The 23,259-nt window shown below is 64.5% G+C and carries 21 protein-coding genes and 1 riboswitch; of the genes, 3 read left to right on the top strand and 18 right to left on the bottom strand.

The window, feature by feature from the left end:
• Positions 1-75: 75 nt before the first annotated feature.
• The 5 genes from M2D63_RS00105 to M2D63_RS00085 form a co-directional block, all read right to left on the bottom strand.
• On the bottom strand, positions 76-1,047 hold the full coding sequence (locus tag M2D63_RS00105; protein ID WP_285860635.1) for a PDR/VanB family oxidoreductase: 972 nt from the start codon (positions 1,045-1,047) through the stop codon (positions 76-78).
• 62 nt (positions 1,048-1,109) lie between these two features.
• Entirely contained in the window at positions 1,110-2,558 is a 1,449-nt protein-coding gene (locus M2D63_RS00100) for an NAD-dependent succinate-semialdehyde dehydrogenase (RefSeq protein ID WP_285860634.1), read from the bottom strand.
• Positions 2,559-2,609: 51 nt separating this feature from the next.
• Positions 2,610-3,728: an aromatic ring-hydroxylating dioxygenase subunit alpha gene (locus tag M2D63_RS00095; RefSeq protein WP_285860633.1), complete on the bottom strand. Its 1,119-nt coding sequence runs from the start codon at positions 3,726-3,728 to the stop codon at positions 2,610-2,612.
• Between the two features lie 166 nt (positions 3,729-3,894).
• Complete coding sequence (locus tag M2D63_RS00090) at positions 3,895-5,493, bottom strand: BCCT family transporter (protein ID WP_285860632.1); 1,599 nt, start codon at positions 5,491-5,493, stop codon at positions 3,895-3,897.
• A 196-nt stretch (positions 5,494-5,689) separates the two neighbouring features.
• Positions 5,690-6,781, bottom strand: a complete 1,092-nt coding sequence (locus M2D63_RS00085; protein WP_285860631.1) for a tartrate dehydrogenase — start codon at positions 6,779-6,781, stop codon at positions 5,690-5,692.
• Positions 6,782-6,879: 98 nt separating this feature from the next.
• On the opposite strand from M2D63_RS00085, the gene M2D63_RS00080 reads away from it, so the two are divergent.
• Complete coding sequence (locus M2D63_RS00080; protein ID WP_285860630.1) at positions 6,880-7,797, top strand: LysR substrate-binding domain-containing protein; 918 nt, start codon at positions 6,880-6,882, stop codon at positions 7,795-7,797.
• Positions 7,798-7,887: 90 nt separating this feature from the next.
• On the opposite strand, the gene M2D63_RS00075 is transcribed toward M2D63_RS00080, so the two are convergent.
• The 5 genes from M2D63_RS00075 to M2D63_RS00055 all read right to left on the bottom strand — a co-directional run bounded on the left by M2D63_RS00075 (position 7,888) and on the right by M2D63_RS00055 (position 14,428).
• Positions 7,888-10,029, bottom strand: coding sequence for a TonB-dependent siderophore receptor (locus tag M2D63_RS00075; RefSeq protein ID WP_285860628.1), 2,142 nt, complete (start codon positions 10,027-10,029; stop codon positions 7,888-7,890).
• 106 nt (positions 10,030-10,135) lie between these two features.
• Positions 10,136-10,343: riboswitch (cobalamin riboswitch) on the bottom strand.
• Positions 10,344-10,402: 59 nt separating this feature from the next.
• Complete coding sequence (gene mvaD / locus M2D63_RS00070) at positions 10,403-11,404, bottom strand: diphosphomevalonate decarboxylase (protein WP_285860627.1); 1,002 nt, start codon at positions 11,402-11,404, stop codon at positions 10,403-10,405.
• Positions 11,401-12,465 carry a mevalonate kinase gene (locus M2D63_RS00065; RefSeq protein ID WP_285860626.1) on the bottom strand — a complete coding sequence of 355 codons (1,065 nt, stop codon included), beginning with the start codon at positions 12,463-12,465 and terminating at the stop codon, positions 11,401-11,403. The genes mvaD and M2D63_RS00065 overlap by 4 nt, the downstream gene beginning before the upstream one ends.
• Before the next feature lie 5 nt (positions 12,466-12,470).
• The gene (locus M2D63_RS00060; RefSeq protein ID WP_285860625.1) at positions 12,471-13,703 is read right to left on the bottom strand and encodes a hydroxymethylglutaryl-CoA reductase; all 1,233 of its coding nucleotides are present in this window, start codon (positions 13,701-13,703) and stop codon (positions 12,471-12,473) included.
• Between the two features lie 158 nt (positions 13,704-13,861).
• A complete protein-coding gene (locus M2D63_RS00055) occupies positions 13,862-14,428 on the bottom strand; it encodes a GNAT family N-acetyltransferase (RefSeq protein WP_285860624.1) in 567 nt (188 codons plus the stop codon).
• Positions 14,429-14,524: 96 nt separating this feature from the next.
• On the opposite strand from M2D63_RS00055, the gene M2D63_RS00050 reads away from it, so the two are divergent.
• A complete protein-coding gene (locus tag M2D63_RS00050) occupies positions 14,525-15,520 on the top strand; it encodes an MBL fold metallo-hydrolase (protein WP_285860623.1) in 996 nt (331 codons plus the stop codon).
• A 23-nt stretch (positions 15,521-15,543) separates the two neighbouring features.
• Here M2D63_RS00050 and M2D63_RS00045 read toward each other — a convergent pair whose 3' ends face one another.
• The 8 genes from M2D63_RS00045 to M2D63_RS00010 form a co-directional block, all read right to left on the bottom strand.
• Positions 15,544-15,888: a carboxymuconolactone decarboxylase family protein gene (locus M2D63_RS00045; RefSeq protein WP_285860622.1), complete on the bottom strand. Its 345-nt coding sequence runs from the start codon at positions 15,886-15,888 to the stop codon at positions 15,544-15,546.
• 216 nt (positions 15,889-16,104) lie between these two features.
• On the bottom strand, positions 16,105-17,004 hold the full coding sequence (gene lpxO, locus M2D63_RS00040; RefSeq protein ID WP_285860621.1) for a lipid A hydroxylase LpxO: 900 nt from the start codon (positions 17,002-17,004) through the stop codon (positions 16,105-16,107).
• A gap of 204 nt (positions 17,005-17,208) precedes the next feature.
• Positions 17,209-18,111, bottom strand: coding sequence for a MurR/RpiR family transcriptional regulator (locus tag M2D63_RS00035; protein ID WP_285860620.1), 903 nt, complete (start codon positions 18,109-18,111; stop codon positions 17,209-17,211).
• 192 nt (positions 18,112-18,303) lie between these two features.
• The gene (locus M2D63_RS00030) at positions 18,304-19,068 is read right to left on the bottom strand and encodes an ABC transporter ATP-binding protein (protein ID WP_285860619.1); all 765 of its coding nucleotides are present in this window, start codon (positions 19,066-19,068) and stop codon (positions 18,304-18,306) included.
• Positions 19,069-19,087: 19 nt separating this feature from the next.
• Positions 19,088-20,200, bottom strand: a complete 1,113-nt coding sequence (locus tag M2D63_RS00025) for a succinylglutamate desuccinylase/aspartoacylase family protein (RefSeq protein ID WP_285860618.1) — start codon at positions 20,198-20,200, stop codon at positions 19,088-19,090.
• Positions 20,201-20,209: 9 nt separating this feature from the next.
• Positions 20,210-20,908 (bottom strand): ABC transporter permease, encoded by a 699-nt coding sequence (locus M2D63_RS00020; protein WP_285860617.1) that lies wholly within the window; start codon positions 20,906-20,908, stop codon positions 20,210-20,212.
• Positions 20,909-20,921: 13 nt separating this feature from the next.
• Positions 20,922-21,611 (bottom strand): ABC transporter permease, encoded by a 690-nt coding sequence (locus M2D63_RS00015; RefSeq protein WP_285860615.1) that lies wholly within the window; start codon positions 21,609-21,611, stop codon positions 20,922-20,924.
• A gap of 24 nt (positions 21,612-21,635) precedes the next feature.
• Entirely contained in the window at positions 21,636-22,412 is a 777-nt protein-coding gene (locus M2D63_RS00010; protein WP_285860613.1) for an ABC transporter substrate-binding protein, read from the bottom strand.
• Positions 22,413-22,563: 151 nt separating this feature from the next.
• Here M2D63_RS00010 and thpR point away from each other — a divergent pair, with 151 nt between their 5' ends.
• Complete coding sequence (gene thpR / locus M2D63_RS00005) at positions 22,564-23,112, top strand: RNA 2',3'-cyclic phosphodiesterase (RefSeq protein WP_285860611.1); 549 nt, start codon at positions 22,564-22,566, stop codon at positions 23,110-23,112.
• Positions 23,113-23,259 lie beyond the last annotated feature (147 nt).

Raw genomic sequence — 23,259 nt, 5'->3', positions numbered from 1 at the left:
CTGTAGGAGCGGGCTTGCCCCGCGATTGCATGCAGTCAGCCACATCGCATCGCGGGGCAAGCCCGCTCCCACAAGCTACAGGTCCAGCACCAGGCGCGCCGAACGCGCCCGCGATACACAGAGCATCATGCTCTGCTGCGCGGCTTTCTCGTCATCGCTCAGGTACTGGTCGAAGTGCTCGGCCTCGCCTTCGAGAATCGCCGTCTCGCAGGTGCCGCACACGCCTTCGCGGCACAGGCATTCGACCTTGGCGGCCTTGGACTTCTCGATGGCCTGGAGGATGGTCATGCCTTCTTCCACCTGCAGCTCGGTGCCGGAGCGCGCCAGGACCACGGTGAACGCAGCGCCGGTCACCGGGGCGGCGGCGAACTGTTCCCAGTGCACGCGCTGCTCGGCGATACCGGCCTGGGCGGCGGTGGCGATCACCGCGTCGATCAGCGGCTTGGGACCGCAGACATACAGGTGGGCATCGTCAGCCAGGCCGGCGCAGAGGGCGGCCAGGTCGAGCTTGCGGTCGAGGCTGTCGATGTAGAAACGGGTGTTGCCGGCATGCGGGCCGCTTTCCAGTTGATCCTGGAACGCACCGTGCTCCGGGGCGCGGAAGGCATAGTGCAGCTCGTAGTCGGCGCTGCCGCCTTCAAGCTCGTGCAGCTGGGCCATGAACGGGGTGATGCCGATGCCGCCGGCGATCAGCACATGGCGACCGGCGCTGGGGTCCAGGGCGAACAGGTTGTTCGGCGTCGAGATGGTCAGTTGCGTGCCCACGTCCACTTGCTGGTGCATGAACGCCGAGCCGCCCTTGGACTGCTCTTCCAGGCGCACGCCGATCTGGTAGCTGCGGGTATCACGCGGGTCGCTCATCAGCGAGTAGGCGTTGCTGAACTGGCTGCCGTCGGCGCCCTGCATCTGCACGATGACGTGGCTGCCGCCGGTGAAGGCGGGCATCGCGGCGCCATCTTCGCGGGCCAGGGTAAAGCGCTTGATCAGCGGCGTGGCCTGTTGCACGTCGGTGACGCGGACGTTGAACATTTCATATTTGTTGGCCATGTTTCACCTCGACTGCAAGGGCGCGCGGCAGGCCCTGCCGCGTCCCGGAACCTGGCGCTCGATCAGACGGCGAGGCACAGGTATTTGATTTCCAGATAATCCTCGATGCCGTACTTGGAGCCTTCACGGCCCAGGCCCGATTGCTTGATGCCACCGAACGGCGCGACCTCGTTGGAGATCAGCCCGGTGTTGATGCCGACCATGCCGTACTCCAGCTGCTCGGCGACCTTGAACACCCGGGCGATATCGCGGCTGTAGAAGTAGGCCGCCAGGCCGTACTGGGTGGCGTTGGCCAGGGCGATGACTTCTTCGTCGCGGCTGAAGCGCACCAGCGCCGCCACCGGGCCGAAGATTTCTTCGTCCAGCAGGTCCATGCCCGGGCCGACATTGGCCAGCACGGTCGGCTCGAAGAAGTTGCCGCCCAGGGCGTGGGCCTGGCCGCCCAGCACCAGTTCGGCGCCTTTGCCCACGGCGTCGTCGATCAGGCTGCGGACCTTGGCCACCGCCTTGTCGGTGATCAGCGGGCCGATCTGCGTGCCTTGTTCGCTGCCGTGACCGACGCCAAGCTCGCGCACGCGCTCGACGAAGCGTTCGCTGAACTGCGCGTAGACGCTGTCATGGATGTAGAAGCGGTTGACGCACACGCAGGTCTGGCCGGCGTTGCGGTACTTGGCGATCAGCGCGCCTTCCACGGCGGCATCGATGTCGGCATCGGCGAAGACAATGAACGGCGCGTTGCCGCCCAGTTCCAGGCTGACCTTCTTGATGGTGCTGGCGCACTGGCCCATGAGCAGGCGGCCCACCGGGGTGGAGCCGGTGAAGCTCAACTTGCGCACCGACGGGTGGCTGGTGAAGACCGCGCCGATGGCCGGCGCATCGCCGGTGACCACGCTGAACACGCCGGCCGGTACGCCGGCACGTTCGGCAAGCTCAGCCAGGGCCAGGGCGCAGAAGGGGGTTTCGTTGGCCGGCTTGACCACCATGGTGCAGCCTGCGGCCAACGCCGGGGCGACCTTGCGGGTGATCATCGCCGCCGGGAAGTTCCACGGGGTGATCGCGGTGCACACGCCGATGCCTTGCTTGATCACCAGCAGGCGCTTGTCGTTGGCCGGGCTTGGGATCACATCGCCGTAGACGCGCTTGCCTTCCTCGGCGAACCACTCGACGAAGGAGGCGGCATAGCGGATTTCGCCCAGGGCTTCGTGCAGCGGCTTGCCCTGTTCGAAGGTCATCAGGCGGGCCAGGTCCTGCTCGTGTTCGAGCAGCAGTTCGAACCAGCGGCGCAGGACTTGCGCGCGGTCCTTGGCGGTACGCCCGCGCCAGTCGGCCAGGGCCGCTTCGGCGGCTTCGATGGCGCGCTCGGCTTCGGCGCCGCCCATCAAGGGCACATGGCCCAGCAGCGTGCCGTTGGCCGGGTCGCTCACCGCCAGGCTGCGACCGTCGTCGGCATCGCACCAGCGCCCATCGATGTAGGCTTGCTGGCGCAGCAGGGTGTTGTCATTGAGTTGCATGCAAGGCACTCCGAAGACCGCCGCAGGCATGAGGGCCTGCGGCGGGGGTTATCAGTCGAGGTGGGCGACGGCGATCAGGTTGTGGAAGTGGGCGATGCCATGCTCGCTCATGCCGCTGCGCTGACGGTCGGCCATGATCCGGCCCTGGCCGCGGTAGCCGCGGGACTTGAGGCCCTTCTGCACGCTTTCGACCAGGCGCAGGTCTTCCGGGCGGAACACTTCGCGGTACCAGTCGATGAGCTTTTGCTGCTCCTCGGTGATGTCCTTGTTGAGGAAGTAGATGTCGTAGTGCTGCAGGGTGGTTTCGGCATCGACCGGGAACTCGTAGATCACGGTCATGAAGTTCGCTCCTGGCGGCACGTTGAACATGGTGCACGGCCAGGCCCAGAAACCGGCGAAGGAGGGGTCCTTGACGCTTTCATCGAACTTGAACGACTGCTCCGACGGCTTGGCCAGACCGTATTGCAGGGTCCAGTTGCCGTGGGTGCTGTGGCTGTACTGGCCGACGTCCACCGAGTCGGAGAAGCCCGGGTGGGCCGGCGCGCAGTGGTAGCACTCCAGGTAGTTGTCAACGATCGACTTCCAGTTGGCCGGGGTGTCGCTGACAAAGCGCGCGGCCAGGTGCAGGTCGTCGATCACCGCGCAGGCTTCGCGCATGCGTTTTTGCAGGCCTGGCAGCTGGTCTTCGACGGAGCCGGCATCCATGTCCATGTTGATGAAGATGAAGCCTGCGTACTCTTCGACGCGCAGTTGCACCAGCGAGGAGTTTTCCTTGTCGAAGTTCACCACGTTGTCGCAGTTACGGGCGTGGGCCAGGTCGCCGTCGAGCTTGAAGGTCCAGGCGTGGTACGGGCAAGTGATGACGTTCTTGGCCTTGCCGCTGCCTTCGAGCAGCTGGTGGCCACGGTGTGGGCAGACGTTGTAGAAGGCGCGCAGCACGCTGTCGCGGCCACGCACGACGATGATGCTTTCGCCGATCACTTCGCGGGTGATGTAGGCGTTGTTCTCGGCCACTTCGCTGCGGTGACCGACACAGATCCAGCTGCGGGCGAAGATGGCTTCCTTCTCGTGCTCGAACACCGCGGCCTGGGTGTAGAAGCTGGCCGGGATGGTGAACGCCTCGTCGGCGTTGGCGCAGAAGTCGGCGGGCAGGCGTTTGAAGTCATTCATGATCGGTTCTCTCACAAGCTCGGTTTTATTTATTGGTTAACGCGTATCTATCAGTTAACAAATCAGGCAAAAAAATTTGGCGCGTTCTCTGTAGGAGCGGCCTTGTGCCGCGATGAGGCCAGCAAGGTGGGCCTCATCGCGGGGCAAGCCCGCTCCTACCGTCTCATCAGTGCACGGCGGCGGCGCTGCGTGGTATCTGGTGTTGCGGTTCTTCACCGGCCAGGCGTGCCGCTTCTTCCTCGATTTTGTAGGCCGGCACCTGGCCGTAGTCCTGCACCATCCATTTGAAGAAGCCGTAGATCTTCACCAGCAGGATCACCATGAACGGGATGGCGGTCAGCACCACGGCGGTTTTCATGGTCGACAGCGAAGCCTTGGCGAACAGCATGGCCAGCGGCACCAGGGTCAGCACCACGCACCAGAACAGGCGGTGGGTCGGCGTCGGGTCGTCGCCTTCACTCAGGTTGCGGGTGCTGGTGGCGGCAACGGCATAGGCCGCGGCGTCCATGTGCGAGGCGCAGAAGATCGCCATGATGAACAGGTAGACGCCCAGGAACACCTGACCCCACGGCAGGGCCAGCAGCAGGTGGGTCACCGCCGATTCGCCGCCTTGCTCGCTGAGCATCTTCGGCACGTCCACGGCGCCGGTGATGAACTGGTGCATGCTGTAGCTTTCCAGGGCGCCGAAGAAGAACCAGCAACCGAAGCTGCCGCCCATCAGCAGGGCGAACACCACTTCCTTGATCTGCCGGCCGCGCGACACGCGGGTCACGAACATGGCCACGCCCGGGGCGTAGGACACCCACCACAGCCAGTAGAACACCGTCCAGTTGCGGGTGAAGGCACCGTCGCCGGCCGGGTCGGTGAACAGGCTCATGTGCACGTAGTTCTGGATCATCAGGCCAATGGAGTTGGCGGTGTTGTTGATGGTGAACTGGGTCGGGCCGACCAGCAGTACCACCGCGGCAAACACCAGGGCGCCGATGCAGACCATCTTGCTCAGGCGCTGCAGGCCGCCATCGATGCCGATGTAGGAGCTGAGCGAGAACATGATCGCCACCGCGCCGATCACCATCAGTTGCACGGTGAAGGTGTCAGGGGTGCCGGTGAGGTCATGCAGGCCGCGGGTCAGGGTCGAGGCGGTGAGGGCCAGGGAAACGGTCAGGGCGCCCATCATGGTCAGCAGGAAGATCAGGTCGACCGTACGGCCGACCGGGCCGGTGGCCTTGAAGCCGGTGACGGCCTCGACGATCGAGGCCAGGTTCAGGCCGCTCTTCTTGCGCACATGGAAGTGGTAGGCCATGGCCAGCGAGGCCAGGGCATAGATCGACCAGGCGCTGATGCCCCAGTGGAAGAACGAGTAGCCGACGCTGTACTCGAGCGCCTTGGGGGTGGCGGCGGCGATGTTCAGGCCCGGGGTCTGGTAGTAGTAGGCCCATTCCATCACGCCCCAGTAGAGGGTCGAGGAACCCATGCCGGCGCAGATGAACATGAACACCCAGGTGGCGGTGGCGTATTCGGGTTTGCCACTGCCCAGGCGGATGTTGCCGTATTTGCTGAACGCCAGGTACAGCACGGCCAGGGAGCTGCCGAACACCAGGACCTGGACACTGGTGCCGAAGGTGCGGGTGGACAGTTCGAACAACTGGTTGGCGGCGTTTTCGGCCTGGGCCGGGAACACTGCAAGGCCGATCACGGTGAGCAGCACGGCTATCAGGCTCACGGTGATCAAAAACACATCAATCTTTTTATTCTTGTGCGACATCATCGTCTCCTGGACGTTGGCGTACTTATCTATACCCGGCAGGCAAACCGGGGTGTTGCGGTACCGCTCCTTCCTTGGTTGTTAACTTATGGTTAACGTGAATCTTTGGGTTAACAGATTTTGCATACAATCCAACCCGCTCGCAAGAGGGACGGGGCCGATTTGTCAGACAATTCTGATAATCGGCCCCGTGCTATCAACCTTCGATCAGTGCGGTGATCGCCTGGCCCACCTGCTGGGTGGACTGCTGGCCGCCCATGTCGCGGGTGGTTTGCCCTGCGGCGATGACTTGCTCGATGGCCTTGAGGATGTCGTCGTGGGCGGCGCGGTAGCGTGGGTCGGCGCCGTCGTTGCCGAGGAACTCGAGCATCAGCGCGCCGGACCAGATCATCGCGATCGGGTTGGCGATGTTCTTGCCGTAGATGTCCGGGGCCGAACCGTGGACCGGTTCGAACAGCGACGGGAACTTGCGCTCCGGGTTGAGGTTGGCCGACGGCGCGATGCCGATGGTGCCGGCGCAAGCAGGGCCCAGGTCGGAGAGGATGTCGCCGAACAGGTTGGAAGCCACTACCACGTCGAAGCGCTCCGGCTGCAGCACGAAGCGGGCGCAGAGGATATCAATGTGCTGCTTGTCCCAGCTGATTTCCGGATAATTGGCCGCCATGGCGGCGGTGCGCTCGTCCCAGTAGGGCATGCTCACGGCCATGCCGTTGGACTTGGTCGCCGAGGTGACGTGCTTGCGCTCGCGGGTCTGGGCCACGTCGAAGGCGTACTTGAGGATGCGGTCGACACCACGGCGGGTGAACACCGATTCCTGCAGGACGAACTCGTTGTCGGTGCCTTCGAACATGCGACCGCCCAGGGACGAGTACTCGCCCTCGGTGTTCTCGCGGATCACCACGAAGTCGATGTCACCAGGCTGCTTGTTCGCCAGCGGGCAGGGTACGCCGGGGAACAGGCGCACCGGACGGATGTTCACGTACTGGTCGAAGTCGCGGCGGAACTTGAGCAGCGAGCCCCACAGGGAAATGTGGTCCGGGACCTTGTCCGGCCAGCCGACCGCGCCGAAGTACAGGGCGTCGAAGTCCTTGAGCTGCTCGAACCAGTCGTCGGGCATCATCTTGCCGTGGGCCAGGTAGTAGTCGCAGCTGGCCCACTCGAAGTATTCGATGTTGATGTCCAGGCCATGCTTGCGGGCGGCGGCCTCGACCACGCGGATACCTTCGGGAAGCACTTCGTTGCCGATGCCGTCACCGGGGATGGCGGCGATTCTGAAAGTCTTGCTCATGGGGGCGCACTCGTTGTCTAGGGAACAGGTGCGGACCATGCTATAAGGGCTTGATTCAGAGATAATCTCGCCATTCATAGATTCTTAGTGCACGAACCGTGAATAATCTACCGAGCCTCGACGACCTCAATATCTTTATCCAGGTGGCCAAGCGCGCCAGCTTTGCCGCCGTGGCCGACGAGCTGGGCATGTCGGCGGCCTTTATCAGCAAGCGCATCCGCGTACTGGAAGACACCCTCGAGGTGCGCCTGCTACACCGCACCACCCGGCGGGTGACGGTGAGCGAGGAGGGCGAGCGGGTCTATCAGTGGGCCCAGCAGATCTTCGATGCGGTGCAGCGCATGGGCGACGACATCAGCGCCCAGCACCGCGAGCCGGCCGGCCAGCTGCGCATTGCCAGCAGCCTGGGGCTGGGCCGGCGCTTCGTCGCCCCGGCGCTGTCGGAGCTGGCCGAGCGCTATCCGCGCCTGGACATCCGTCTGGACGTGCATGACCGGCTGGTGGACCTGATCGAGGAAGGCGTCGACCTCGACATCCGCGTCGGCAACGTCATCGCCCCCAACCTGATCGCCAAGCCCCTGGCCCGCAACCGCCGGGTGCTGTGCGCCGCACCGGCCTACCTGGCCCGGCGCGGCACGCCCAAGGTGCTGGCGGACCTGGCCAGCCACGATTGCCTGGTGATCAAGGAACGCGACCACCCCTTCGGCGTGTGGCAGCTGGAAGGGCCGGCGGGGGAGGAAAGCGTGCGGGTCACCGGCAGCCTGTCGAGCAACCACGGCGAAGTGGCGCACCAGTGGTGCCTGGACGGGCGGGGGATCTTGCTGCGTTCCTGGTGGGATGTGCACGACAGCCTGGCCGATGGGCGTCTGGTCCAGGTGCTGGGCGACTATCACCAGCCGGCGGATATCTGGGCGGTGTATACCTCGCCACTGGCCAGCTCGGCCAAGGTACGGGTGGCGGTGGAGTTTTTCCGCCAGTATTTTGCCGAGCGGTACAGCCTGCCGGAATTGGGGTGATGTTCTGGGCCTGATCGCGGGGCAAGCCCGCTCCCACAGGGTTTGTGTGATCCCTGTGGGAGCGGGCTTGCCCCGCGATTGCGCAGTCATTCAGAAACTGTAATCCAGCGTCGCAAAATACGACCGTGGCTGGCCCATGATCCACTGCTCGCCACTGTGCGCCGTCGCTGCATAACGACGGTCCAGCAGGTTGTTCAGCTGCAGTCCCAACCGCACATCCGGCAGCACCTGCCAGCCCAGGTTGGCATCGACCACGGTAAAGCCCGGCACCGTCTGGCTATTGGCGGTGTCGGCATAGCGCTTATCGACGTACCGCAGCCCCATGCCGGCCTCCACGCCGTGGCCCAGGCCCTTGTTCACCCACAGGTTGGCGGTGCGCCGTGGCACATTGCTCGGCCGGTTGCCGGCCCGGGAGACCGACTCACCGTCCACGGTCTGCTCGAAGTCGTCGTATCGGGCGCGTACCACCGAGGCGTTGGCCGAGACCTGCCACTGGTTGGCCAGGACCAGCTCCAGGGTCGCCTCCAGGCCGTCGGAGGTCTGTTGCCCGGCCTGTTCCTTCTGGTGGGTGATCGGGTTGTCGACCAACAGCTTCTTTTTGACGATGTGATAGGCCGCCAGGGTCCATTCGCCACGGCCGTCCCAGAACAGCTGCTTGAGGCCGAACTCGGTCTGCTTCGCTTCGGTGAGGTCGAATTGCTGCTGGGCGGGGCTCAGGGTGATCAGGTCGCTGACACCGTCCTCGCTGGTGGAATACTGGCCATACAACGACAGCTCGTCGGTCAGCGCGAACACCAGCCCGGCGCGCCAGTTGCCACCGCCCAGGCTTCGGTCGCTGCGGCTGTCGTCGATCAGGTTGGTGCGATCGATGTGGTTCTGGTCGCGGCGAATGCCGGTCACCAGCGACCAGCGTGCTGACAGCTGGGTGCGGTTCTCGGCGAACAGGGCGAAGGTGCGGGTGGTGCTGTGGCTTTGCGGGCGGGTCGGGTCCTGGCTGTGGAAGTCGCCAGGCGCCGGGTTCCACGGGTCGACGAAGTCACCGCCGATGTCGGTGTAGGGTGAGTTGCTGTCGATGCCGAAACGGATGCGGTTGTACTCGGCGCCCACCACGGTCTTGCTGGCAAGGCCGAACAGTGAGTGGTCGAAGGTGAAGCTCTGGCGGTCGCCGATCTGTTCCTGGTCGTGCTTGATTTCCAGGTAGCTGCCGCGCTGGAGCAGGCCCTGGTCTGGGCTCCAGGTGTAGTCCTCGGCATTGCGCCAGTGACGGCGGCTCTTGATGTAGTAGAGCTGGTTGCTGGCGCTGAGCGAATCGCTCAGGGTCCAGTCGCTGTTCAGCCGCGTCCATTCGTCATGGTAGCGCTGCACGTCGTTGCGCACGTTGTAGTTCTTCTTGCGCAGGCTGTCGCGGTAGTGGCCGTCGATCAAGGGCGTGCCGAAGTAGTTCATCGGCTCGGCATCACCGCGCTCGTGGGCCAGGGTGAAACTCAGGTCGTCGCTGGCATCGAAGCGCAGGGCGGCGCTCATGGCCAGGTTCTGCGACTCGCCATGGTCGACCCAGCCATTGGATTGCTGGCGGTCGAGGGTCAGCCGGTAGCTCAGCCGCTCGCCCAGCGAACCGCCGCTGTCCAGGCCCAGTTGCTGGCGGTCATCACTGCCGTAGCCCAGGCGCAGGTGGTTGCTGATCTCGCCGGCGAAGGGCTTTTTCGGGATCACGTTGACCACCGCACCGGTAGCGCCTTCACCGTAGAGCACCGAGGCAGGCCCGCGGATGATGTCGATGCGCTCGACCATCCATGGGGCCACCGGGAAGGTCTGGGTACCGGCGCCGGTGTACAAGCGCGAGCCATCGAACAGGGTCATCACCGCATCGTGCCCGGTAAAGCCCCGTGCCGACAGGGCGGTGTTGCCGTTGCCCGGGGTGGCGATCGAGGTGATGCCCGGCGAGCGGCTGACGGCATCCTGCACGCTGCGGTTGTTGCGCCCATCGATGACCTCGGCGCTGAGGCTGCTGGTGCTGGCCGGGGTGTCCAGGGCGCTGAGGTTCAGGCGCGAGCCGGCCGGCAGGGGCGTGGCCAGGCTGATCGGCGCGGTGTCGCTGCTGCTGGTGATGGCCGTCGAGGGCAGGGCCAGGGGAACAGGCTCGCGGTCTTCGGCGAAGGTCGGCAGGGAGAATGCCAGGCAGGGCGCCAGGGCATTGGCCGCCAGGGTGTGAAGCTTGGAAGTACGGGACATGTCGTTCCAAATCGAACAGGAAGAAATGAATCCCGGAGGGAACAACGCATGGAGGAATCGCGCGCGCAGGCGCACGCAAACCGGCCTGCGCCCGCCCACCGCGGGGTTGCCAAACGAAGCTTCAGGCCGGTCTCCGGGCTTGCGAGGGTCGTGAAGGCCTTCACCTTCCCATGCCGTGGCACAGTGGTGTTTCGAAGGCTTCGCTCGCTTACCGTTGCGGGGGCAGCGCCGGACTGATCACTTCATGTGACGCACCGGCTTCCCGTTTCACCCTGCGCGCGGCGGCGCAGGACACCTGAAACTGGCGCGCATCTGACCATCGAATGTCTTTGCAGTCAACGACTTGGCCGTGTGTTGCGGTGTAAGCCGGGGCTCAGAAAAGTGCCTGGGTCAGCACCTGCGGGCCTTCGCCGATCTGGTCCGGGATGATCTGTTGTACGCCATCGAGTTCGCGCAGCACCGCAAGCACCTTGGGACAATGCTCGGGCGTACAGAGCACATGGGCATTGGGGCCTGCATCGAAGGTCGTGCAGACATCCAGGCCGTTGCGCCGAAGTTGCTGCACCCGGTACAACACCGAGAGGGTTGCCGGCTGCCAATAGAACAGCGGCGGCACGGACGACATGGCGATCAAGTGAAGCTCGATGGCCTCGCACTCGACGATATCGGCAAAGCGGGAAAAATCACGGGTCAGGATGGCGTGCTGTAGATGCCTCAGGCGTTCCACCAACAGTTGTTGGCGGCGCTGGTAGAACGGGCTGCTCTGGGCGCGCAAATGACCGATCCGCGAGCTGGTTGTTTTCGCTGAACCGTCGACCACCACGATGATGTCGTGCAGCGGCCAATGGGCGGCGGTTGCCAGTTGCCGGGCCGGGCTTTGCGGGTCGTCGGCATCACCGGGCCATGTGACGAAACCGCCCAGTAGCGATCGGGCTGCGGAGCCCGAACCGGAAAGGCGCGCCAGGCCGCTGAGCTGGTCGGGTGACGACAGCTGGCCGAACAGCGCGGCAAACGCCAGCGCCAGGGCAGAGTACCCCGAGGCGGAAGAGGCGATACCCGCGCTGGTTGGAAAGGTATTGGTGGTGGCGATGCGCAGCGGCTGCCGGAAGTCGCTGCACTGGCGAAGTCGTCGCACATGCTGTTCGATGCCCAGGCGCATGATCGGGTCTGCGGCTTCGAGCGTGCCGTCTTCAGCACGCCAGTAGATTTCGTCAGGGCTCGAATCGTCCAGTGTTTCCAGGGTATAGAGGCTGACGCAGCGGCTCAGGGTCATCGACAGCGACCTGTTGGCAGGCAATGTGCGCTTGGCGTCGCTCATGCCCCAATACTTGATCAAGGCAATGTTGCTGGGCGATGAGACACTGATCTTGTTCATGGTCGTTGTACCCACAGGCCTTCGACCGCAAGGGGCGCCTCGATTGCGTCCAGGCCCTGGAGCAAGGGGGCGGCAGTGACGGGGGGGAGCACCAGCAGCAGACCAGCGCTGGATCCGGAGAGCGCACCGGCACCGGAAACCTTTGCCGCACCACCCGATTTTTCGATTTCCCGGATCAACGCCTGAACGGGGCCAGGCACGACACCCAGCGCTTCAAGGGCACGTTCATAGTCACGGATCAGCGCATACAAGCGGGCGCGATCGCAATGCGGGGATCGCAGCAGTGCGATGAATGCTTGGGTGGTCTGGCGCATCGATTGCAGCAGGGGGCTGTGCGCGTCTTGCAGGGTGTTGCGTACGGCAGTCACCACGGCTCCGGTACTTTCATTGGCGGTACCGGTGTTGTACAGGCGCAGCTCGTTCAACACGGCACCGGCATCGCGAAGGGGGCAGAGCTGCAGGTCATCACCCGCAGCGGGCATGAAGCTCGCGACACCGCCCTGGACAATGGTTCGATGATCGACGCCGGAGGGCAGGCCATGCTGGCGTTGCTCGATCTGGCGAGCCAGATGCTGCACCTGCGCAACTTCAGCCCTGCGCGTGAAGTGGCTGATGATCGCGGCCGGTATGCACACTGCCAGGGCGGCCGAGCTGCCCATGCCCGCGCCGATGGGAATCTGCGAGTGCACGCTGATCTTCAGACCCTGGTTGAACCCGTGCCCCAGGTGCAGCAGGGTTTCACCGACGGCGCATTTGGCCAGGTGGTCGCCCGCCTGGCCTCTCAAGGCGCGAAACCTGTGCGCATCAGGGTGGCACCGATAGGCTTGCCAGGCCTGGCGTGCCTGCAGGGCGTAATCGAGCACCGCTTGGCGTGAATAACACCGATGCATGCCCAGGTCCGGCAAGCACAGCTCGATCAACTGCGACGATTTCGGTAGCACCTGGACCTTGCAGTAAAGGCCGAGTGTGGCAACGACAGCGGGGCTGTGATGGGCCACGGCGTGCTCGCCCATCAGGATGATCTTCCCGGGAGCTACCGCGCTAATGCTGCCCTCGCTCATCGGGCTCAGCGCCCCAGGCGCTGGTGCGCCTGGGCCAGGTGGTGGGCGGCCTGGGCCGAGAGGATCGACAGTTCACCGGCCAGCACCAGGGCGCCAAGGATTTCAGCCAGGCGCAGGGTGTCGGCGCCGGGAGGGCGGGCCCCCGGACTGATCCCCATCAGCGCCAGCGCCTCGCGCTGCGTGGACAGCCCGGTGCCGCCGCCGACCGTGGCCAGCGGCACATCGGGCAGCGAGACGGAAATGTACACGGCGCCCTGGTCACGGGGCTCGATACAGGTGATGCCCATGCCACCCTCGGCGGTGTGGGCCAGGTCCTGGCCGGTGGCCAGGAAGAAGGCGGCCAGGATATTGGCGTGATGAGCGTTGCAGCCATACGCCCCGGCCATGATCGAACCCAGCAGGGTTTTTCGGTATTGTACCTCGCACAGGGCATCGGCCTGGGTCTTGAGGGTGCTGCGCAGTATGTCCGCGCTTAGACAGGCCTCGGCAAAAATTCGTTTGCCGCGGCCACTGATGAAATTGATGGCAGCAGGCTTTTTATCGACGCAGTAGTTGCCCGAGATGCTGACGCAGGCCACGTCGGTGCCAGGCACGATGACCTGGGTCACCGCCCGGTCGCAGGCCAGTGTCGCCATGTTCATGCCCATGGCATCGCCGCTGCTGAATCTGAAGCGCAGGTAAATGGTGGTGCCGACGACCGCCGGGGTGATGTCCAGCAGCACCAGGAAACGGCTATCGGCTTCGCAACTGCGCTTGATGTCCGGGTAGTGCTCGCTGATCCAGGCCAAAAAGGCCTGGGTCTGCACGATCCCCTCGGTGCGAAATACCGGTGCCCGGGTGATGCCGACCTCTTCGACCCGGACGATGGCGCCGGCGGCTTCGCGCAAGGCGCTGCAGCCCCGGGCGACGCTGGCGATCAGCGCGCCTTCGGTGGTTGCCAGCGGCGCGTAGACAGTTTCCCCGGCTTCGACCTGTTGGCCGTTGACGACAACAGGACCGACCACGCCGACAGGTACCTGGACGGCACCGATGAAGTTCTCGCATTTGGCGTTGTGCGGGTCGAAGGTGTAATCACCTGTGGCGCGCAGCGAGGCCTTGGTCAGCTGTTGCAAGGCCTCGCGGCGAATGTGGGCGACGTCGGCAAGCGGCAACTCCCCGGGCAACTGATGCAAGTGCAGTTCACCCTTGACCAGCGCCTTGACCAGTCCCTTTTTATCGGTTGCCGACGGTGCTTTCACCTCAATCGTCTCCATCGCTTGCAGGCATTGGATCTACGACGATGTTGGTGCAATTGGGCCAGACGCGATACTGGCAAAAATGCCAGGGGGTGACTGCACATCACCCACCAACCCACCCTGTGGGAGCGGGCTCGCCCCGCGATTGCGCTCGAAAAATCTCAACGCCCGCGCTTGCGCGACACCACCGCCTCGATGTTCTTGCGCCCGATCAGTTTGGGCTGCTGCGGCTCGGCAGGTTCGGCCAGCCACTTGTACATCACCAGGCAATCCACCAGCCCCAGGCGTGCATGACGATAGGCGCGCGGCAGGCGGCCGACGGTCTCGAAGCCGAGCTTGTGCCACAGGGTCACCGCCACTTCATTGCTCGCCACTACCGAGTTGAACTGCATGGCCAGAAAACCCTGTTCCCGCGCAAGGCGCTGGGAGTGCTCGCACATCAGGCGCGCCACGCCGCGGCCACGGGCGGCCTCGCTGACCATGTAGCCACAGTTGCACACATGGCTGCCGGGGCCGGCGGCATTGGCCTTGAGGTAGTAGGAGCCGAGCAGCACGCCGTCCTCTTCGGCCACCAGTGTGTGCAGCGGCGCCTCCAGCCACAGCTGACGTGCCTGCTCCTGGCTCAGGGCCGGATCGAAGGCATAGGTTTCGCGGGCACTGACAACGGCCTGGAAGGTGGGCCAGAAGTGCTCGAAGTCGGCGGCGGTCATGGGGCGGATGTGGATCATGGAAAGTCCTGGAAAGCGGTTCGGCCACTAGCTTATGCGAAAACGCAAAGCGGCGGGTGGCGCACTACGCTTTGAGCAGGAACGGAGGGCACGGTCATGAGGCGCGCTGCACTGTTGTTGGTTCTGATGCTGGCGGGGTGTGCGAAGGATCCGGTCGGCCTGGACCTGTGGGACATGCCCAAGCCGCCGCCGACACCGAGCTTGCAATGGCTGGGGGTGGGCGGCTTTCTGCTGCACTGGAAGGGCGAGGGCCTGTTGTTCGCGCCATCGTTCACCAACCCTGCGATGCCGCCGCTGCGGGTGGTGGCCGATCATGACAAGATCGACCGGCTGATGCCGCCGGCAGAGGACGTGACCATGGTGCTGATCGGTCATGGGCATTACGACCACCTGCTCGATGTGCCGTGGGTCATGCAGAAGCACGCGCCCAAGGCCAAGGCGTACGGCTCGCGGACCGTGGGCCACATTTTGCGCGCCGAATTGCCGGCCAGCCGGATCGTCAACGCCGAGGCCAGCATGGCCAGGATCAGCACCCCCGGTCAGCCGGGTAACTGGCTGTATTCCGCTGGCGGGCACCTGCGTGCCATGGCCCTCCAGAGCCTTCATTCACCGCATCTGGATCATGTCGTGCTGTTCGATGGCGAGGTCGGGCACGACCTCAAGCGCCTGCCCACGGCCGTGTGGAACTGGAAGACCGGACAGTCCCTGGCCTGGCTGGTCGACCTGCTCGACGATCAGGGGCGTGTGGTGTATCGCATTCACTACCAGGACTCGGCGAGTCGTCCACCCTACGGTTTTCCACCGGTGCTCGACGATAACAAGCGTATCGATGTGGAGATTCTGTGCGTGGGTAACTGGGACAAGGTCGACGACTATCCTGGCGCGTTGCTGCGTCTGAACAAGCCGCGAATGGTGGTGCTGGGGCATTGGGAAGATTTCTTCGGCAACGACATCAGCAAGCCGCAGGTGATCCGCCTGCTCGATGCCCAGGGCATGGTCGACATCACCAAGGCCAACCTGGCGGCCGATGCGGTGATGCGCATGCCCAGGCCGCTGGCCTATATCCCGTTGCCGGCACCCCAGGGAGAGTGATGCCGGCAGCGGGTGTTCAGCGCTTAGCCGCCGACCTTGCCCACGGCATCCATGGCCCGTGCCGAGTACACCAGCGCCGCCCCGGCATTCATGGCCACGGCCACGCCCAGGGCTTCGGCGATTTCCTCGCGGCTGGCGCCGTGCTTGACCGCTTCGGCCGAGTGCACGGCGATGCAGCCGTCGCAGCGGGTGGTGACCGCCACGGCCAGGGAGATCAGCTCGCGGGTCTTGGCGTCCAGGTGGTTGGTCTTGGCCCCGGCGCCGCTGGCGGTCATGTAGCCGTTGACCGTGTCGGGGGACAGGTTCTTGAGGTCGCCGATGCCGGCCATCAACTGCTTACGGTAGGCGTCCCAGTCCATCATGCTCATCGTCTTCACCTCTTGTGTGGTTGGCAACTAGAACAGTGAAGCTAGTTTTTTTGCCGCCGGGGCGCCGTTGGTCGATGGGTGGGGAAGGCTAGTACTTTGGAAGGGGGCGCCGCCCCCTGTGGGAGCGGGCTTGCCCCGCGATTGCGTTTGATCAGGATAATCGCAATCGCGGGGCAAGCCCGCTCCTACAGGGGTTACAACCATCGCGCCATAGGCTCAGATGTAGATGAACAGCAGCACCAACGCCGCCACCACCGCCCATTTCTCCAGGTAGTACAGGGTACGGTTACGTTTCTTCAGGGCCTTGCCGTGTTCGCGGATCTTGTAGACACGGGTGAACAGGCGGTTGATGCCGCCGGTCTTGTCCCCGGCATCGTTCGGCGCGGCCGCCGCGGCCATGACCTTGCGGCTGAACCAGCGGTTGAACGCGGTGGCCCAGCGGTACTTGAGCGGACGCTCGACGTCGCAGAACAGGATGATGCGGTTGTGTTCGGTCTGGTTGCTGGCGTAGTGGATGTAGGTCTCGTCGAAGATCACCCCTTCACCGTCGCGCCAGGCGTAGTTCTCGCCATCCACGCAGATGTAGCAGGCGTCGTCGTTCGGCGTGTCCAGGCCCAGATGATAGCGGTAGGAGCCGGCGTAAGGGTCGCGATGGCGAACCAGCTTGGAGCCCGGCGGCAGGGTGGCGAACATGGCCGCCTTGACCGTGCCGATGCCCTGCAGCAGTTCGGTGGTGCGCGGGCAGAGCTTCATCGCCGAAGGGTGGCTCTCGCCGTACCACTTGAGGTAGAAGCGCTTCCAGCCGCTCTTGAAAAAGGAGTTGAAGCCGACGTCGTCGTATTTCTCTGAACGCTTGATCTCGCCGACGTTCAGCAATTGCTGGGCTTCGGCGCGGATTTCCTGCCAGTTGTCCTGCAGCGGCTTGAGCTCGGGGAAGGACTCGACCGGCAGGTACGGCCTGGCGGGCAGTTTGGAGAACAGGTAGAGGAAGACGTTTACCGGGGCCAGGAAGCTGGAGTGGTCACCCAGTTGGCGGGAGATTTTGTGCCTGACCTTGCCACGTAAATGGACGTAGGCAATCGAGCAGGCAAACAGCAGAACTAGGAAGATTTTCATGGGCGAATACTTGTCTATGTGGCGTTGCGCCATGGCATAAGCAAGTCAGCATAAACAATCATGAGTGGGGTTTGAACAAAATGTTACCGGTTCGGGCCCCGACATTAGTCCCACACGCAAAGGTTTGCGCTCAGGCGTGCAGGAGCGGGCTTGTCCCGCGATTGCGGTTTGACTGTCACAGCGTTTCGCGGGGCAAGCCCGCACCTACCGGGAAGATTTGCCGCCCGGCACATGCAGGTAGGACATCACGCTCTCGGTCAGCTCGGTCGCCAGCTTCACCGCTTCCTTGTTGCGCGCCATGGCCGCCGCCACCAGCCCTTCGATCAACGCCAGCACGGCGATGTTGGAACTGGTCAGCACCGGGTGATCGGCCGGGGCGAACAGCACATGCCGGGCGATCGGCGCCAGGGGCGAGGCGGGCGAGTCGGTGATGGCCAGCACCAAAGCCCCTCGCTCATGGGCAAAGCGCGACAGTTGCAGGGTGTCCTGGGAATAACGCGGCAGGGCGATCGCCAGCAATACATCCTGGTCGGTGATCGCCGCCAGGCGGTAGGCGGCGTTCTCGTTGCCGCCTTCCATGCTGATGGCGTGGGCATCGGCGCAGAACGGCACCAGGGTCGAGGCGGCCAGGCCCGCCATATAGGCGCTGTTGCCAAAGCCCAGCACATACACCTTGCGTGCCGCGATCAGGCTGCTGACAAAAGCCTCGAAGGTTTCGGCCGGGTTGATGCTGGCGGTGGTCGCCAGGTTGCTGCTGGCGCTCTGGATCTGCTCATGCAGGCCGAAGTCGCCATCGGGGCGCAGGGCCAGTTCGTTGCGCAGCTTGTCCACGGGCGAGACCATCTGCTGCAGGGTCGCCACCAGCTCGGCCTTCATGCCGCTGTAGCCGCCCAGGTCCAGGGCCTTGGCCAGGCGGTTGACCGCCGCTGGCGAGGTGGCGGTGGCCTGGGCCATTTCTTCGATGGTCAGGGTCGCGGCCTTGAGCGGGTGACGCAGGATATAGTCGGCCACCTTGCGCAACGAGGGTTGCAGGTCGGCCAGCTGCTCCGACAGTTTGCGCATGACCGGCGAGGCGTAGACGGTGGTGTTCTTCGAATTGCTGGGCATGCGCACAAAGCTCCCTCTCTGGATGTAATGCTGTTCGCTGAAGGGTAGCGGGGCTGGGTAGGTGGGAGCGGGCTTGCCCCGCGATGCAATTTGCCTGATCAAACGCAATCGCGGGGCAAGCCCGCTCCTACCGGCCCAGCCAGGTGTACAGCCTTACCCTCTCTGGATGGGCCCTAGTGTATCCGAAGCCAGCTACTTGAGGCTGCCGGCGAGGAACTGGCGCAAGCGCTCGGACTGCGGCCGGGCCAGCACTTCACGGGGGTGGCCGCGTTCCTCGGCAATGCCCTGGTGGAGGAACAGCAACTGGTTGGACACCTCGCGGGCAAAACCCATCTCGTGGGTCACCACCACCATGGTGCGGCCTTCACTGGCCAGGTCCTGCATGACCTTGAGCACCTCGCCGACCAGCTCCGGGTCGAGCGCCGAGGTGGGCTCGTCGAACAGCATCACCTCCGGCTCCATGGCCAGGGCCCGGGCGATGGCCACCCGTTGCTGCTCGCCGCCGGACATGTGCGCCGGGTACGCGGCGCGGCGATGGCCGACGCCGACCTTGTCCAGGTAGTGCTCGGCCTTGTCGCGGGCTTCCTTGCGGTCCATGCCCAGCACATGCACCGGGGCTTCCATGACGTTGTCCAGGGCGCTCATGTGCGACCACAGGTTGAAATGCTGGAAAACCATGCTGAGGCGCGAGCGCATCCGTTGCAGTTGGCGCGGGTCGGCAGCCCGCAGCCCGCCACGGGGACAGGTGCGCAGTTTCAGTTGCTCGCCATTGACCAGGATCTGCCCGGCATTGGGTTGTTCGAGCAGGTTGATGCAGCGCAGGAAGGTGCTCTTGCCCGAGCCACTGGAGCCGATGATGCTGATTACATCGCCGGCGTTGGCGTGCAGCGAAACGCCCTTGAGCACCTGGTGGTCGCCGTAGCTTTTGTGCAGGTCCTGGATATCGAGTTTGTTCATCAAAGGGTACTCATGGGTGTCAGTCGCTGAGCAAGCGACCCTGGCGAATGGGAGTGCTGCCGGCAACCTTGGCCAGCCACAGGCCGGGCTGGGCGAAGCGCAGGCGCTCGCGGGCATAGAGGATGCCGTCGGTGGTGGCATGGACCACGCTGTGGCGATCGCTGAGCGGGTCGATGACCTCGAACAGCGGATCGCCGACCCGTACCCGGGCCCCCAGGGGTTGCAGGAAGCTGACCACGCCCGGGTGTTCGGCATAGGCGTACTGGGCGCCGGCAAAGGGCGTGGCCGGGCAGCACTGTTCCGGCGCGGCGGGCCAGTCGCCGCTGATCAGGCCCTGGTCGGCGAGGTAGCCGAGAATCTGCTCGGCGCTGGCCTGGCACAGTTCGCGCTCGGTGTCGGCCATGCCGCGCAGCTCGATGGTGGTGGCGATGCAGGCCAGGGGAATCTCGGCCTCGGGGAAGCGTTCGGCCAGCTGCACCCAGGGCACCGCGCAGGCTTCATCGAAGGCATTGCCACCGGCGTCCTCGGCCAGCAGGGCGGCGCCGGCACGCAGACGTGCGGCCAGCGAACGCAGGCGCGGCCAGTTCTGCGGCAGGGCGTAGAGCAGCATGATCGACTCGAAGTCGCAGTGCAGGTCCAGCACCACGTCGGCATCGCAGGCCTGGCGCAGGAGCAGGCGGCGCAAGCCGTCGAGCTCCGACTGGGCGGGCGGTAGTGCGTCGAGGCTGTCGAGCATGGCGCGGCGGATGGTGGCCACATTGGCTTCGCCGTCACTGCCCAGGCGTCCTTCCAAGCGCTCGGCCAGCGCCTCGGCCAACGCCGGGAAATCGCGGTTGAAGTTCTTGCCACTGTTGAACTCGAAACGGCCCTGGTGGGTGGCCTGGAACATCTGGCCGATGCCGATCGGGTTGGATAGCGGCACCAGTTCGATCACGCCGGCCAGGCGCCCCTGGCTTTCCAGCTCGGCCAGGCGCCGGCGCAGTTCAACCGCCACGCGCATGCCCGGCAGTTCGTCGGCGTGCAACGAGGCCTGGATATAGGCCTTGCGCGGGCCATGGCCGAAGCGCAGCACGCTCAGGGTGCGGCGGGTGCCGCAGGCACTCCAGGGCAATACATGGTCAATCTGTTGCATGACAGCTCCTTAGTGCTTGCGCGGGGCCAGGTAGTCCAGCCAGCGACGCTCGGCCAGTTTGAACAGGCGCACCAGCATGAAGGTCAGGACCAGGTAGATCAGTCCTGCGGTAATGAACGCCTCGAAGGGCAGGTAGTAACGGGCATTGAAGGTCTTCGCCGCACCGGTGATGTCCACCAGGGTGACGATCGAGGCCAGGCTGGTGGTCTGCAGCATCATCAGCACTTCGTTGCTGTATTGCGGCAGCGCCCGGCGCAGGGCCGACGGCAGGAGGATGCGCCGGTACAGGGTCAGGCGCGACATGCCCATGGCCCGGGCCGCCTCGATCTCGCCACGGGGCGTCGACCTGAGGCTGCCGGCCAGCAACTCGGCGCTGTAGGCGCTGGTGTTGATGGCAAAGGCCAGGCAGGTGCAGAAGGTCGCGCTGGACAGGTACGGCCACAACAGGCTCTCACGCACCACCGCGAACTGGGCCAGGCCGTAGTAGATCAAAAACAGCTGCACCAGCATCGGCGTGCCGCGGATCACGTAGGTGTACAGCCAGGCCGGGTAGCGCAGCAGGCAGGCGCGCGAAACCCGCATCAGCGCCAGTGGAATCGCCAGTGCCAGGCCGCAGGCCAGGGAAATCAGCAGCACTTTGAGTGTCAGCAGGATGCCACCGAGGTACAGCGGCAGGTTCTGCCAGATCAGGGAGTAGTCGAGCATCATCGCAAGGTTCCTTTCACAGTTCGACGGTTTTGAAACCGACCGAATAGCGTTTTTCCACACTGCGCAGGAGCAGCAGCGACAGGCTGGTCATCAGCAGGTACAGCGCCGCCACGGCGAGGAAAAAGGTGAAGGGCTGATGGGTCGCATCGGCGGCGTTCTTGGCCTTGAACATCATGTCCTGCAGGCCGATCACCGAAATCAGCGCGGTGGATTTGGTCAGTACCAGCCAGTTGTTGGTGAACCCCGGAATCGCCAGGCGCACCATCTGCGGCACACTGATCCGCCAGAACACCTGCAATCCGCTCATGCCATAGGCCGCACCGGCTTCGGCCTGGCCACGAGGAATGGCCAGGAAGGCCCCGCGAAAGGTCTCCGAGAGGTACGCGCCGAAGATGAAACCCATGGTGCAGACACCGGCGATGAAGGGGTTGATATCGATGTACTGCTGGTAACCCAACGCCAGCGCCAGGCGGTTGACCAGGTCCTGGCCGCCGTAGAACACCAGCAGGATCAGCACCAGGTCGGGAATGCCGCGCACCACCGTGGCGTAGACCTCGCCCAGGGTCGCCAGCCATTTCACCGGTGACAGTCGGCAGGCCGCGCCAACCAGCCCCAGGCTGATCGCCAGGAGCATGGCCAGCAGGGCCAGGGTGAGGGTCAGCCAGGCGCCATCGAGAATGCTCGATCCGTAGCCGTGAAGCATGATGAAAGTCCTCGCCCGCCGGGCTTATTGGCCGTAGATATCGAACGGAAAGTACTTGGCCTGCACCTGCTGGTAGGTGCCGTTGGCGCGGATCGCAGCGATGGCGGCGTTGAGCCTGGCGAGGTTGGCGCTGTCGCCCTTGCGCACGGCGATACCGGCGCCGCGGCCGAAGTACTGCGGGTCGTTGATGTCCGGGCCGACCAGGGCGAATCCCTGGCCTGCGGGCGTCTTGATGAAGCTTTCCTCGGTGTTGACGATGTCGGCCAGGGTGGCGTCCAGGCGACCGGAGGCAAGGTCGAGGAAGGCTTCGTTCTGCGAGGCGTAGCGCACCACCTCGACGCCGGCCTCTTGCAGCTGCTCGGTGGCGAAGCGGTCATAGGTGGAGGCGCGCTGCACGCCGAGTTTCTTGCCCTTGAGGTCGACGGCCGGGTCGCTGATCGTGCTGCCGGCCTTCATCGCGAACTTGCCGGGCGTATGGTAGTACTTGTCGCTGAAATCAACCGATTTCAGGCGATCAGCCGTGATCGACATCGATGACAGCACGGCGTCGATCTTGCGCACCTTGAGCGACGGAATCATGCCGTCGAACTCCTGGATCACCCACTCACACTTGACCTGCATCTGCGTGCACAGGGCGTTGCCGATGTCGAAGTCGAAGCCGGCGAGTTCGCCTTGCGGGGTGCGGTAGGAGAAGGGCGGGTAGGCCGCCTCGATGCCGATGCGCAGGCTGGCCTGGTCGGCCTGGGCGAATGCGCTGGCGGCACAGAGGGCCAGGGCGCCGAGAAGTCCGGTCTTGTTCATATTCTTGACTCCGGTGGGTGGGGTGCGCATAGAAATGACATGATTTATTTCAGAAATCAAATCTATGAAAATAAAAATATCAAGCAGGCGACTGACGGCGCCCTGGCCGAGGCGTTAGACTGGGTCAATCGTGGCTAGAGAGGGGCAGGGCATGGAGCAGGGCATTCGTGAAACGGGGGAGCCATTCAAGCGGCTGTTCTTCGCCCTCGACTGCGCGCCGACACAGCGCCGCGCGATCGCCCAATGGCGTCGCGACCTGGGTTCTGACATCGGGCGGCCGGTGCCTTCGGCGAATTTTCACCTGACGCTGATGTTCGTCGGCTCGGTGGATACGGTGCTGTTACCGGCCATCCTCGCCGCCGCTGACGGGGTCAAGGTGCCGGGTGAAGGCGTGACACTGGTGCTCGATCGCCTGGAGGTCTGGCGTTCGGCCAAGGCCCTGGTATTGGCACCGAGCCAGACGCCGCCGGCATTGCGCCAACTGGTCTACGCCTTGCAACAGGCGTTGTTGCCGCTGGGGTTCGTCGAGGCGCGCGACTATCGTCCGCACCTGACGCTGGCCCGCGACTATCGTGGTGCGGTGCCGGAGATGGCCAGCGAGGCGGAATTCGTCCTGAGGGCGCGGCAGTTCACCCTGTTCGAATCGCGCAAGGGCCAGTACTGGCCGCTGGCGCATTGGCCGTTGCTGGAGCAGGCCTGAGTGCCGGCCCCCACAAAGACAGTTGCTCCCACAGGAAAAAGGTTATGGCCTGTAGGAGCGGGGGGGGGCCCCCCGGGCCGGGTAAGTACCCCAAGTCAAAACAGGGGGGCCCCCCCCCCACCAAAAAAAAATGGACCCCACCCGCCC

It is taken from the genome of Pseudomonas sp. BJa5 (assembly GCF_030272875.2).
GTDB lineage: Bacteria > Pseudomonadota > Gammaproteobacteria > Pseudomonadales > Pseudomonadaceae > Aquipseudomonas.
This window is presented reverse-complemented; position numbering and strand designations above follow the sequence as displayed.

Coding starts and splice junctions, on each gene's coding strand:
- M2D63_RS00055 (WP_285860624.1), bottom strand. CDS start 14,428: ATGATCCACATCCGCCCCATGACCGCCGCCGACTTCGAGCACTTCTGG.
- M2D63_RS00090 (WP_285860632.1), bottom strand. CDS start 5,493: ATGTCGCACAAGAATAAAAAGATTGATGTGTTTTTGATCACCGTGAGC.
- M2D63_RS00035 (WP_285860620.1), bottom strand. CDS start 18,111: ATGCCCAGCAATTCGAAGAACACCACCGTCTACGCCTCGCCGGTCATG.
- M2D63_RS00020 (WP_285860617.1), bottom strand. CDS start 20,908: ATGATGCTCGACTACTCCCTGATCTGGCAGAACCTGCCGCTGTACCTC.
- thpR (WP_285860611.1), top strand. CDS start 22,564: ATGGAGCAGGGCATTCGTGAAACGGGGGAGCCATTCAAGCGGCTGTTC.
- M2D63_RS00025 (WP_285860618.1), bottom strand. CDS start 20,200: ATGCAACAGATTGACCATGTATTGCCCTGGAGTGCCTGCGGCACCCGC.
- M2D63_RS00010 (WP_285860613.1), bottom strand. CDS start 22,412: ATGAACAAGACCGGACTTCTCGGCGCCCTGGCCCTCTGTGCCGCCAGC.
- M2D63_RS00015 (WP_285860615.1), bottom strand. CDS start 21,611: ATGCTTCACGGCTACGGATCGAGCATTCTCGATGGCGCCTGGCTGACC.
- M2D63_RS00075 (WP_285860628.1), bottom strand. CDS start 10,029: ATGTCCCGTACTTCCAAGCTTCACACCCTGGCGGCCAATGCCCTGGCG.
- M2D63_RS00065 (WP_285860626.1), bottom strand. CDS start 12,465: ATGAGCGAGGGCAGCATTAGCGCGGTAGCTCCCGGGAAGATCATCCTG.
- M2D63_RS00105 (WP_285860635.1), bottom strand. CDS start 1,047: ATGGCCAACAAATATGAAATGTTCAACGTCCGCGTCACCGACGTGCAA.
- lpxO (WP_285860621.1), bottom strand. CDS start 17,004: ATGAAAATCTTCCTAGTTCTGCTGTTTGCCTGCTCGATTGCCTACGTC.
- M2D63_RS00085 (WP_285860631.1), bottom strand. CDS start 6,781: ATGAGCAAGACTTTCAGAATCGCCGCCATCCCCGGTGACGGCATCGGC.
- M2D63_RS00095 (WP_285860633.1), bottom strand. CDS start 3,728: ATGAATGACTTCAAACGCCTGCCCGCCGACTTCTGCGCCAACGCCGAC.
- M2D63_RS00050 (WP_285860623.1), top strand. CDS start 14,525: ATGAGGCGCGCTGCACTGTTGTTGGTTCTGATGCTGGCGGGGTGTGCG.
- M2D63_RS00100 (WP_285860634.1), bottom strand. CDS start 2,558: ATGCAACTCAATGACAACACCCTGCTGCGCCAGCAAGCCTACATCGAT.
- M2D63_RS00045 (WP_285860622.1), bottom strand. CDS start 15,888: ATGAGCATGATGGACTGGGACGCCTACCGTAAGCAGTTGATGGCCGGC.
- M2D63_RS00030 (WP_285860619.1), bottom strand. CDS start 19,068: ATGAACAAACTCGATATCCAGGACCTGCACAAAAGCTACGGCGACCAC.
- mvaD (WP_285860627.1), bottom strand. CDS start 11,404: ATGAACAAGATCAGTGTCTCATCGCCCAGCAACATTGCCTTGATCAAG.